Source organism: Streptomyces sp. NPDC001568, from assembly GCF_042893755.1.
Classification (GTDB): Bacteria; Actinomycetota; Actinomycetes; order Streptomycetales; family Streptomycetaceae; genus Streptomyces.
Window position 1 is genome coordinate 164,689 of sequence record NZ_JBIAVF010000005.1, and the last position, 11,529, is coordinate 176,217.

An 11,529-nucleotide genomic window follows, 5' to 3' on the forward strand; every position below is an offset into this window, starting at 1 on the left:
AAGGCCCCGTGCGAGAAGCACGCCACCACACCACGGACGCCCGCGACGTGGTCGCCTCCTACCACCACCCGGTCAAGGCACCGCTGCTGCGCGAGGTACTGCTGCCGCTGGCCCGGTCCGCAACGGCCCGGGCCCTGGACGCCCACGTCGAACGCCACTGGCTGCACGGTCCCCACCTGCGGTTGCGCCTCCAGGGGCCGCCCGCCCGAGTGACGGCCGTCGCCGACGCGGCCGCCGACCGGATCCGCGCCTGGATGGCCCTGCACCCCTCGCGGGGGGACCTCTCCGAGGCACGGCTGCTGGAACTGGCCGCCGAGGCCGGACGCGCCGAACTCATCGCCCCGCCCTACGGCCCCATCGCCCCCGACAACACCGTCCGCACCGAGCCCGCCGACCGGTCCTCCGTACGAGCCCTCCTCGGGGACGACGGCGCCGCCCTGCGCGAGGACCTGCTGCGGACCGGGCTCGGCGCCCTGGAGGCGGGCGCCGGTCACCTCGGGGAACAGGGCGACACCGCGGGCGCCCGGCTGCGGCTCGCGGTGACCGCGCTCGCCGCGCACGCCCGCGCCCACCCCGGGGGACTGGCCGGCGGACACTGGTCCTACGTCTCCCACCTGGAGGACCACCTTCTCCACGAGGATCCGGACGGCCGCCTGCGCGAACGCTTCGACGGCCACTGGGAGCGCGCGGGCGGCGCCGTGACCGCCCTCGTCGGACGGATCGCCGACGGCGACGCCCAGGGCTGGGAACGCGCCTGGGCGCAGTACGCGCGCGACGCCTGGCGGCTGACCCGCGGCCGGTACGACGCCGGCGCCGACCTGCACGGCGTCCCGCAGGAGTACCGGGCCCGCGCCGCCGCCACCGGGGACGCCTCGGCCGCGCGGCGCTGGGACCACGAAAGCCGCACCGGCTACAGCGAGTTCCACCGCCTGCTCGCCCGTTGCGACCCCGACGGCAGGATGTGGAGCCGGCCCGACTACCTGGTGTACCGGGCGTGCACCAACGCCCTGTACCGGCTCCTCGCCCTCTGCGATGTCCGCCCGGTGGAGCGCTACCTGGCGGCCCACCTGGTCATCCGCGCGGTCCCCGCGCTGACGGGCTGCGACTGGCACACCGAACTCTCCGCGGCCGCCGCCGCGAAGGCCGCGGAGCCCGGCGCATGACCCCCACGACGCGACCCGCGCAGGGGGCTCCGGTACCGGGCGCTGCCGCGCCGGCCTCCCGGGAGCCTGCCGCGTCCGCGAGCACGGTCGTCGGGGCGGCCGGTGCCGATGCGGTGGATGCGGGTGCGGTGGATGTGGTGGGTGCGGTGTCGGCCGGCGCCGCGGCCGCTTCCGGGCGGGTGGTACGCAGGTTGCGTCCCGGGGTTGCCGTGACCCCCTTGCGCGACGGGCTGCACCTGCGGGGCCGGCGCGGGAACCTCACCCTGGAGGGCAGCGACGCCCTTCCCCGCCTGTGGCGACGGTTGGAACCCGTGCTGCTGGACGGGGGTGTCGAGAACCTCCTCGACGGAACGGAACCCGGCTCGGCCCTGCGTACGGCCGTGGAGACACTCCTCGCGCAACTCGAAGCCCACGACATGCTGGTGACGGGACCGGCCCGGCCCGCCGTACCGGGCGCCCCCGCCCCCGCCGTTCGGGCGTCCGCCGTCCCCGAGCCCATCGTCCCCGGCCCCGCCGTCCCCGACCCCATCGTCCCCGGCCCGGTCGCGCAGTGGCTCGGTGAGAGCGCCGATCGGCCCGTCGACGCCGCAGCGGCGCTGACCGCGGCCCGCGCCGAGGTGCTCGCCGGGGCCCCCGACGGGCCCCTGGCCCGGGCCGCGGGCGAGGCCTTGACCCGCGGCGGGCTGCCCGTCGCCCACGGCGCCGACCCGCAGGTGCCCGAGGACCTGGTCCTGCTGCGGATCCTCGGCGCCGGCCCGGAGCGCGTACTCGCCGTCGGGCGCTCCGGCGGCACCGGCTGGGTCACGGCACCCGGCAGCACCGCCCAGGCCCGTTCCGACGCGGCGGCCCTGGCGGCCCGGCTCGGCCGCGGCGCGCCCGCACGGTCCGACGTACTCCTCCCGCTGCTCGCCGGCGCCGCCGCGCACCGACTCCTGAGCGCGGCGGCCGGCCTGCCCGACCCTTCGACCGAAGGCGACGACGGCGGGCTGCAGCCCGGACTGCCAGCCGTACTCCTCGCGGACTCCCGCCCGTCGCGAGCCGAGTACCGGACCTGGCTCGGCCCCGACCGGATCGACGCCGACCGCCGCACCGGCACCGCCCCCGCCGCCACCCTGGGCGAGGCGCTGCGCCGGGTGGCCGTCCTCACCGACGAGCGCTGCGGGGTACTGCCCGAACCCCTACCGGGAGAGCTGCGCCAACTCCCCGTCCCGCTCGCCGCCTGCTTCCTGCCCGGATCCCCGCCCCACGGCGGCCGTTGGGCCGGAGGAGCGCCCCGCCTGGACCTGGCCCGTCTGGAGGTGTTCTGCCGCGCCGCCGAACACGTCCTGGGCGCGGCGGAACCGGAGGCGGCATTCACCGTCGGGGCGAACCCCGGGCACGCCCGGGGCCGGGCCCTGCGCGAGGCGATCCGCCGCCGCTTCGCCGACGCCGACGGGCGGTCACCCCTGGTGGAGTCCGACTGGTCCGGTCACCCCCAGGTCCGTCACTGGTGGACGACCCTGACCGTCCGCCTCGCCGTGCCCGCCCGGCTGGAGGTGTTCCGGATCGACCCGGGTGAGGAGGCGTACCGGGCCGTCGTGCACCGGGTGACCGCGTCCGGCGGGCGCGCCGACGGCGTGCCGCAGCCGCTCGGCGACGCCGTCGAGGCGACCCCGGGCGACGCGGCGGCGTACGCCGCGCTGGCCGCCGTGGCCGCCCGCGCCGCCGGCCCGGCCGCCGGGAGGGCCCGACCCTCGGGCGCCGCCGTCGCCCCGCTGGCCGTCGCCGGAGCGCGCACCGCCGACTGGGAGGACGCCGGTTGGACCGGGGGCTGGCTCGCGGAGACGGCCGGTCGCGAGGACGCCTTCCAGGACGCCCTCGCCCGGCTGACGGGCACGTTCCTCCCCGGCCTGCCGGCCGTCCCTGAGCGCGCCCCCGCGCTCGCCGACCTCCTGCACGCGCACGGGTTCACCGTCCTGACCACCCCGAGGACTCCCCGATGACCACGCGCCCCGCCACCCCGCCCCCCGCCGCTCCGGACCGGGACCGGGCTCCGCTTCCCGGCCGGAACCAGGTCCGGGGCGTGGCCGCGTCACCCGACGCCCCCGCGCGGGATCGGGCCCCGCTGCCCGCCCCCGCCCCCGCCCCGCGCCCCGCCCCCGACCGGGCCGGTCCGACCGGCCCGGACCCGGCAGCGGCCCGGACCCCCCTCGGCCCCCTGCCCGTCCCCCTGCTCGACGGCGCGGCGGCGCTACGGCACGAAGCCGGACCCGCCGTGGTGCTGCTCGCGCGCTGGACGCTCGGTGAGGCCGAGGAGCTCGGTCGGTACGGGCTCGGGCATCCGGTGGCCCTGGTGCCCGTACGACTCGACGGGCCGCTGGCCGTCATCGGCCCGGTGCTGCGGCCCGGTGCGGCGGCCTGCCTGTGCTGCGCCGAGTACCAGCGGTTGGCGACGGACGGCGGCCGGGTGCCGTGGCGCAGCCCCGGCATGGCGCTGGCCGGCGTACCGTCACCGGCGCTCGGCGGCTCCCTGGCCGCCCTCGCGCTGGACCTCCTCGACGAGGACGAGGACGAGGGCGGGCGCGGGGGCGCGGGCGGTGCCACCGACGGCCGCACCGCCGTCGTCCACGTCCTGCACCAGGGACGCGGCACCTGGTCGACCCATCGGATCCGCCCCGTCGGCGGCTGCGCCGTGTGCCGGCCCCTGCCGGCGGATTCCCCGGCAGCGGTCGTGCCGCTGCCCTCGGCGCCACGCCCGCTGCCCGACCCGTACGTCCTGCGGGCCCCCAACCCCCGCACCACCCCCGACGGGTTGCGCGCCGCGCTGCACGACACCCGGTTCGGCCCGGTCCGCCGGCTGCTCCGGGCGGAAGACTCGGCCTTCTCCCTGACCAGCGCGTTCGTCACGGACGGCCGGCTCGCCGACGGCGCCGGGTACGGCCGCGCCGGCGACTTCGCCGACAGCGAGCGGATCGCCCTGTTCGAGGCCGTCGAGCGGTACGCGGGCATGCGCCCCACCGGCCGCCGCACCGTGCTGCGCGCCTCCTTCGCCGAACTGGGCCCCGACCGGGCCGTCGACCCGGAGCGCCTCGGCCTGCCGGACCCCGCCCACCAGGGTCATCCGGCGTCGCGGACCGTCCCGTACAGCCCTGACCTCGAACTGGACTGGGTGCACGGTTGGTCGATCACCCGGCAGCGGGTGACGGCGCTGCCCGAGCACGTGGCCTACTGGGACGTGCCGGGCCCCGACCGTCCCCGCGTGGTGTACGAGTCCTCCAACGGCTGCGGACTGGGCAACAGCCTCGAAGAGGCGGCGCTCTACGGCCTGTTCGAGGTCGCCGAACGCGACGCCTTCCTGATGGCCTGGTACGCCTCGACGCCCCTGCGCCGCATCGAGGCGCCCGCCGGGGACCTCGATACGGCCCTCCTCGCGGACCGGGCCGCCGGGGTCGGCTACCGGCTCGTCCTGCTCGACGCGACGAACGACTTCGCCGTCCCCGCCGTCCTCGCGCTCTGCCGCTACGAGGGCACCCACCCGGCGGCGCCCCGCATGTTCCTCGCGGCGGGTGCCCATCACGACCCCCGCGCGGCGATCCGTTCCGCGGTGGCCGAGGTGGTCACCAACGTCCTGGAGTCGGCGCACCGCTCCACCGATGGGGGCGGACCGCGCGATCCGGCGCGGCTGCGGCCGATGCTGGACCGGCCCGAGCTGGTGGTGAGCCTGGACGACCACGTCGGGCTGGGCACCCTCGCCGAGGCGCTGCCGCGCTGGGAGTGCCTCCTGTCCGACGAACCGTCCCTGACGGTCGAGGAGGCCTGGCCGGGCGCGCCCACACCGGTGCGCGACCTCGGGGCCCTGCTCGACGCCACCGTGGAGCGGCTCGCGCGGGCGGGTCTGGAGGTCATCACCGTCGACCAGAGCGAGCCGGGTACGCGCGAACGCCTCGGTCTGCACTGCGTGAAGACGGTGGTTCCCGGATCGCTGCCGATGACCTTCGGACACGTCAACCGGCGCACTCGCGGCCTGCCCCGCTTGCTGGAGGTGCCCCACCGGCTCGGCCGCGCGGCCCGTCCCCTGCGCCACGAGGACCTGACGCTCCACCCGCACCCCTTCCCCTGACCCCGCGCCGCCCGGCCCGCCCGCACACCCCGCCCGCGCCCGCCCGCGGCCCACCCCGAGGAACCACGTGACGACCACGAACGGCACCTGGCACAGCCACCACCTCTTCCTGCACTGCGGCGCCGAGGAGACCGACGCCTTCCTCCTGCGGACCGCTGCCCCGCTCCTCGACGGCCTGGTGGAGTCCGGACACGCCGACCGGTGGTTCTTCATCCGCTACGGGCAGGACGGTCCCCACGTGCGGATCCGGGTGCGCGGCCCGCACTCGGCCGCGCTCGGCCAACTGCCGGGCGAGCTGGCCCTGGCGGCGAAGGAGGTGCCGTCCGTGCCCGGACCGTGGCCGTCGCGTCACGGCGAGGTCCGCACCGTGCCCTACGTACCCGAGACCGGCCGCTACGGAGGCCCCCGGGCCCTGCCGGTCGCCGAGGAGGTCTTCACCGACTCGACGCGGGCCGCCCTCGACGCCCTGCGGGGGCTGCGCGGCGCCGCGGACCGGCTGACCCGCGCCGCGGACCTGGCGCACGCCACCGCGTACGGGCTCGGCATGGACCCGCTCACCGCGGCCCGCTGGCTGCGCCGGCACGCCGCGGGCTGGCGGTGGGTCGAGGAGGTGCCGCTGCTGCCGGGCGCGGCCGTGCACAGCCGGGTCAACTCCGTCTACGCGGCCCAGCGCGAGGGACTCGTACGCCGCGCGCAGGACCTGCGGGAGCGGCTCGCGGCGGGCACCGCGCAACCCTGGCCGGCACGGTGGGCCGACCGGGTCCGTGAGGCCGACGCGTTGGTGCGCGGCGGGGAGGGTCCGGAGGGCCTGTCGCGGGAGGCGGCGCACCGGGTGTGGGCCTCGCAGCTCCACATGCTCTTCAACCGGCTCGGGGTGACCCCCGACGAGGAGCGGGCCGTGTGCCGGCTGGCCGCCCGCACCCTGCTGGAGCTTCGGGAGGCGGGCGGTTGCGCGCCGGAGGAGGGAGGTTGGTTCCCGTCGGGGCACACGGCGCCCGACGTGCAGTACCTGGAGCGGAGCAAGTTCCAGATCGGTCGGGGCGAGGACACGGCGCTGAGGTCACCGGCGGCCGACCCGCAGCGGGTGTCGGGCGCGGGCCGACCGGAAACCGCCCTGCCCGCCGACCCGTTGCCCGCGACGCCCCTGCGCGACGCCCTCGCCGCCCGGGCCTCGATCCGCGGCCCCCTCGAGGGGCCGGTCGATGCCGGCACCCTGGGCGCGCTGCTGTGGCACTCCCTCGCCGACAGCGGCCGCACCGAGCATCGCCGTTCCGACGGATCGGTCCTGACCGCGACCCACCGCCCCCACCCCAGCGCGGGCGCCCTGTACACGGCCCGGGTGCGGCTGATCGTGCTGGACGTCGCCGGGGTGGCGCCGGGCACCTACGACTGCGTACCGGAACGCCGGACCCTGCGGTACGTCGGTCCGGCTCCGGAGGTCGTGGAGATCAAGGCGCTGTCGACGTACCTGTCCCGCCCCGCGACGGACCCGGCCGCGATCGGCATCGACGACGCCCCGGTCTTCCTCGGCCTGTACGCGGACCTCGGCCTGCTCCGCAGCCGCTACGGCCTGCGCGCCCTGCGGCTGGCCCTCCTGGAGACCGGGCACCTGGCGCAGAACCTCCTCCTCGTCGCCTCCGCCCTCGGGCTCGGCGGCACGACACTGGGCGGTTTCCACGACGACCTCGCGCACGAACTCCTCGGCCTGGACGACCTGACACAACCGCTCCAGTACCTCCTTCCCCTCGGTCGCCCGGGGCCGGACCGGGGTCTCGGCTGACCCGCGCGAGCTCCGGGTGGAACGGCAGGCTGAAACGGATGCCGGGGTGACCGACACGACGTTGCCCCCCGTCCCGAGTGCTCCGGCGCCCACACCTACGGGACGGGCGCGCCGCTGGTGTGCCCCGAGTGCGCGCACGAGTGGTCGCCCGCCGCGACGGGCCGCCGTCACCGCGCCGAGCCGGCCGGGACGTTTGGCTGATTTCGTACGGTTCGAGTCGTGGGCCGGGCGGTCCGGGCCGCCCGTCCGTCCCGTGACTCCCGAGCCGTTCGCCCTCCGCCCGCCATCCGGACGTCCTCGTGCCGCGCGGGGCGCCGTCGTCGACGCCGGAGGGGCGGAAAACCCCGTGGTCCCACGCCCGTGCCGGGCGCGCCGACCGCGCGGGGCGGGCGCGTGAGGGTGTCGGGAGCGAGCGGCCGGAGGCGTCCCGGAGCCCGGGTTCGACCCCGCCCCGAGGCTGCGTCGAGGGGGTGGCGGTAGGGCCCCGATCGGCGTGAAATTGGTCTGGACCACCTGACGTCGTGATGGTTAGGGTTCTTAACAGAACTCGCTCCGGCCGGCTGTGGGCCCGTACCGCACGCCGCCGAAACCTCTGATGGAGGACCCGTCCGTGATCGACATCGTGGCCGTACTCAGAGCCGAGGACGCGGTTCTCGACTTCCTCTCCGTGCTCGCCGACCCCCGCCGCACCGAGGTCCACGTGCTGTGCGGCGACACCCGTGCCCACCTGGTCCTGCCGCCGGGCACGGAACTGCGCGACCGAATCGCCGTACTGGCCCGTCACGTGCGCCCGGTCGACGACACGGCCGCCTCGCCCGGCCCGGAACCGATGGCCGCCCTCATCCACCGGGCCGCCACCGGCCGGTCGGCCCGACTGTGGACCCACTCGCCCGCCGACAACCGCCGCAGCCGCGGCGTGCTCGGCCGCGACGCCGCCCTCGCGGGGGAGGGCATGCCCGTCCGGCACGCCGTCGGCTACTCGCCGTTCCTCCAGTTCATCAGCGACCTGGACCGGCCCCTCGACGGCTCCCAGGCCGCCGCCAAACTCGACTTCGTCAACCGGCACTGCGGTCATCTCCTGGGGTCCGCCTCGCCGGACCAGATGCTGTACACCGCCCGCGTCCCCGCCACCGAGCGGTTCTTCGAGGCCCAACCCGACGAGCGCGACCGGCTGTTCGCCCTGTTGTCCAGCCTCGACGACGGGGCCGCCTCCGTGGAGGACCCGTGGGAGTTCGAGAGTTCCCCCTACGAGGACGAACGGCTGGACGCGACGACCGCCTGGATCGCCGGCCGGCTCGCCCCGGCGGACGGTCCGCTGATCGAGGTCGGCGCCTGCGAGGGCGCGCTCACCGCGCGGCTCGCCGCCAAGGGGTTCACGGTGGAGGCCACCGAGCCCAACACCCTGTTCCGCGACCGGCTGACCGCCCGCGTCGGCGACACGGCCCGGGTCCACCCCGACGGGCTCGAAGAGCTGGCCGCCCGGCCCCGGTTGCCCGGACCCGCGTACCTCCTGATCGAGATGCTCTACTACGGCCAGGACCTCGACCTGCTCGACACCCTGCCGACCGACCGGGTCTTCGTCGCCCTGGAGCCCGAGGCGCTCGCCACCCGGCTCACGCCCTGGCTCGAGACCGCCGCGCACTGGGAGGCCGCCGAGGAAAGAGTCCTCGTACGCCCCGCACTGGAAGCCGTCTGCGGTGGCCGCGCCTACCTCAGCAAGCGGGGGAGCACCGGAGTCCTGCTGCACCGCCGCACCACCCGCTGACCCGTCCCGCCCCGCGCGGGCCCCGCGTCCGGGGGCCGGTGCCCGGTGGGCCCGCGGCCCTTCCCGCCGACTCCTGCCCCGCGCCCCCGACGGCAGTTCCGACCGGCCCGGCGTCACCGTTCGACCGCTCCCGTCCGACGCCCCTGTCCGACCGTCACCACGCGCCCGGCACCCCGCCGGCCCCGCCGCGCCATGGTCGCCGCGCCCGTGCCCACCCCCGTGCCCGCGGCCTTCCGCCGACGCCCGCCGACCCCGCCGGACCCGGCCCACGCGTCGACCCGCCCGGCCCGGCCGCCCGCCCCTCACCGGGAGTGACCTCCGTCCCGCACCTCCGTCCCTCCCTCCCTCCCTCCGTCCGTCCGTCCGTCCCTCCGTCCCGTTCCCGAAGGTTGAACACCCGTGAGCACAGCCACGAACCTGGTCAACGCCTGCCTACTGCCCGCCTACGACGGGCGGGTACCGCCCGACTGGATCCTGCGCGCCCTGGACGAAGGGGTCGCCGGCGTCGGCCTGTTCGGCACCAACCTCCACTCCACCGGGCGCTCGTTGCGCGAGGACATCGTCGACCCGATCCGCGCGGTACGGCCCGACGCCCTGATCGCCCTGGACGAGGAAGGGGGCGACGTCACCCGGCTCGACTACCACCGCGGCAGCGTCTACCCCGGCAACCACGCCCTCGGCAGCGTCGACGACCCCGAACTCACCCGGCAGGTGGCCCTGGCCATCGGAGCCGACCTGCGCGAGGCCGGGATCAACCTCTGCCTGGGCCCCTGCGCCGACGTCAACTCCCGCGCCACCAACCCGATCATCGGCGTACGTTCCTTCGGCTCCCGGCCGAACCCGGTCGACCGCCACACCCGTGCCTTCGTCCAGGGCCTCCAGGAACGCGGCGTGGCCGCCACCTTGAAGCACTTCCCCGGACACGGGGACACCGGGACCGACTCGCACACCGCGCTCCCCGACATCCACCGCGGGCTCGACGCCCTGCGCGCCCTGGACCTGCCCCCGTTCACCGGCGGCATCGCCGCCGGCGCCAAGGCCGTCATGACCGGTCACATCCGGCTCCCGCACCTCTGCGACCTGCCCGCCACCCTGAGCCACCGCATCGTGACCGGGATGCTCCGCGAGGAACTCGGCTACGACGGCGTCGTGATCAGCGACGCCCTGGAGATGGCCCCGGTACGCGACCGCTGGGGCTTCGGCGGCGCGGCCGTCCTCGCTTGGGCCGCGGGCGTCGACCTCGTCCTGCTCGGCGCCACCGACGGCGAGCTGCTCCTCCCCGAGGTCCACCGGGCGGTGGAGGACGCACTGCGCACGGGAGCCCTCACCGTCGAACGGCTGGAGGAGGCGGCCGCCCGGGTCGCCGCGCTCCGTGCCTGGGCGGCGCCCACCAGCGGGCACCCGCACCCCGCGTCCGCAGATGGCTCCGCGAGCGGATACGGCATCGGGCTCGTCGCGGCCCGGCGCGCCCTCGCCTCCGCCGGCCTGCCGGCCGTCGTGCCCGGGGAGCCGGTGCGACCGATCCACACCGTACGGCTCCTCACCGGCGGCAACATGGCGGTCGGGACGGCGCCCTGGGGCCTGGCTTCGGCGTTGAAGCTGCTCGACGCGCTGGCCTCCGCCACCGACGTGGACCAGGGCGCCGACCCACGGGACATCGAGCTGCCCGACAGCGGTCCCGTCGCCGTCGTCGTGCGCGACGCGGCCCTCGACCCCTGGCAGGACACCACCCTGCGCGCCCTGCGCGCCCGCAGGCCGGACCTGGTCACCGTCGACATGGGCCTCGGCCCGCGCACCCCGGAGCCGGGCGGACGGGTGGTCCTCACCCGCGGCGCCGGCCTGGTCAACGCGGTCGCCGCCGCCGAACTCCTCACCGGACGCACCTGCACCGTCCCCCTGCGCACCTGACCGCCCGGAACGCCACCGTGCCCGCTCCGATCACTCCAACCCGTCCGAACCATCCGAACCATCCGAACGATCCGAACGACCCTTTCCCTGTCACCCCGGAGGACCAGGTGTACGACGTCTGCGTCGGCCTCGGCTACCACTGCGAATCGACCTACCAGATCCGGCGGATCACCGGCGACGACCGGGCCCACTTCTTCGACTGGCTCGACCTCGACTTCGCCTCCGTGCTCGACACCCTCGCGACCGACTTCCGCGAGGTCCTGCGCCCCGGTCTGACCGAGCCCTTCAGCAACGGCACCTGCGCGCTCGACACGGGTTCCCGGATCCGCTTCTTCCACGACTTCCACGCCCGGGGCGACGGACCCCTGACGGCCGAGGACATCGCCGGCCAGTTCACCGCCGTACGGGCAAAGTTCGAGCACCTCGCCACCCGCTGGCGGGACCTCACGGCCTCCCGGGCCCACGTTCTGTACGTCCACCACGACGCCTTCGACGAGCTCGAAGCCGCCGACCTGGCCCGCCTGCACGCCCTGCTCCGCGACCGCCACCCGGGCCACCGCTTCTCCCTGCTCTGGCTGCGCCGCACGCCTCCCGGCGATACGGCCGACCTGCCGCCCGGCGTCCGGTGGGGCACGGTCGCCGAGCGGCCCGGCCGCTGGGAGGGCGACGACGCCCAGTGGGACGCCGCCTTCGCCGCCCTGGCCGACAAGGCCGACGCCGCCGCGCCCCCCGCCCCGCGCCCCGGCCGGACCCGCCCCGAGCCGGGCCCGCAGACCGGCCCCCGCCCCGCCACCCGCACCTGATCCGGAGGAAC

Annotated in this window: 7 protein-coding genes and 1 pseudogene; all 8 read left to right on the forward strand. The window is 76.6% G+C overall.

The window, feature by feature from the left end:
- Window positions 1–8: 8 nt before the first annotated feature.
- The 8 genes and pseudogenes from ACFY0I_RS11125 to ACFY0I_RS11160 all read left to right on the forward strand — a co-directional run bounded on the left by ACFY0I_RS11125 (window position 9) and on the right by ACFY0I_RS11160 (window position 11,518).
- Window positions 9–1,163, forward strand: coding sequence for a lantibiotic dehydratase C-terminal domain-containing protein (locus ACFY0I_RS11125; RefSeq protein ID WP_388893102.1), 1,155 nt, complete (start codon window positions 9–11; stop codon window positions 1,161–1,163).
- Window positions 1,160–3,145, forward strand: coding sequence for a hypothetical protein (locus ACFY0I_RS11130; protein ID WP_388893104.1), 1,986 nt, complete (start codon window positions 1,160–1,162; stop codon window positions 3,143–3,145). Before ACFY0I_RS11125 ends, ACFY0I_RS11130 begins: the two co-directional genes overlap by 4 nt.
- A complete protein-coding gene (locus ACFY0I_RS11135) occupies window positions 3,142–5,262 on the forward strand; it encodes a TOMM precursor leader peptide-binding protein (protein WP_388893106.1) in 2,121 nt (706 codons plus the stop codon). The genes ACFY0I_RS11130 and ACFY0I_RS11135 overlap by 4 nt, the downstream gene beginning before the upstream one ends.
- Window positions 5,263–5,329: 67 nt before the next feature.
- Window positions 5,330–7,042, forward strand: coding sequence for a thiopeptide-type bacteriocin biosynthesis protein (locus ACFY0I_RS11140; RefSeq protein WP_388893108.1), 1,713 nt, complete (start codon window positions 5,330–5,332; stop codon window positions 7,040–7,042).
- A gap of 81 nt (window positions 7,043–7,123) precedes the next feature.
- Window positions 7,124–7,243 (forward strand): annotated as a pseudogene (locus ACFY0I_RS11145) (hypothetical protein); the annotation flags it as partial.
- A gap of 409 nt (window positions 7,244–7,652) precedes the next feature.
- Window positions 7,653–8,807 (forward strand): hypothetical protein, encoded by a 1,155-nt coding sequence (locus tag ACFY0I_RS11150; protein WP_388893110.1) that lies wholly within the window; start codon window positions 7,653–7,655, stop codon window positions 8,805–8,807.
- Between the two features lie 399 nt (window positions 8,808–9,206).
- A complete protein-coding gene (locus ACFY0I_RS11155; protein ID WP_388893112.1) occupies window positions 9,207–10,715 on the forward strand; it encodes a glycoside hydrolase family 3 protein in 1,509 nt (502 codons plus the stop codon).
- Window positions 10,716–10,822: 107 nt separating this feature from the next.
- Complete coding sequence (locus tag ACFY0I_RS11160; RefSeq protein ID WP_388893114.1) at window positions 10,823–11,518, forward strand: papain-like cysteine peptidase; 696 nt, start codon at window positions 10,823–10,825, stop codon at window positions 11,516–11,518.
- Window positions 11,519–11,529 lie beyond the last annotated feature (11 nt).

Excerpts from the sequence above, each read along its gene's own strand:
- ACFY0I_RS11130 (WP_388893104.1), top strand. The coding sequence starts at position 1,160 with ATGACCCCCACGACGCGACCCGCGCAGGGGGCTCCGGTACCGGGCGCT.
- ACFY0I_RS11135 (WP_388893106.1), top strand. The coding sequence starts at position 3,142 with ATGACCACGCGCCCCGCCACCCCGCCCCCCGCCGCTCCGGACCGGGAC.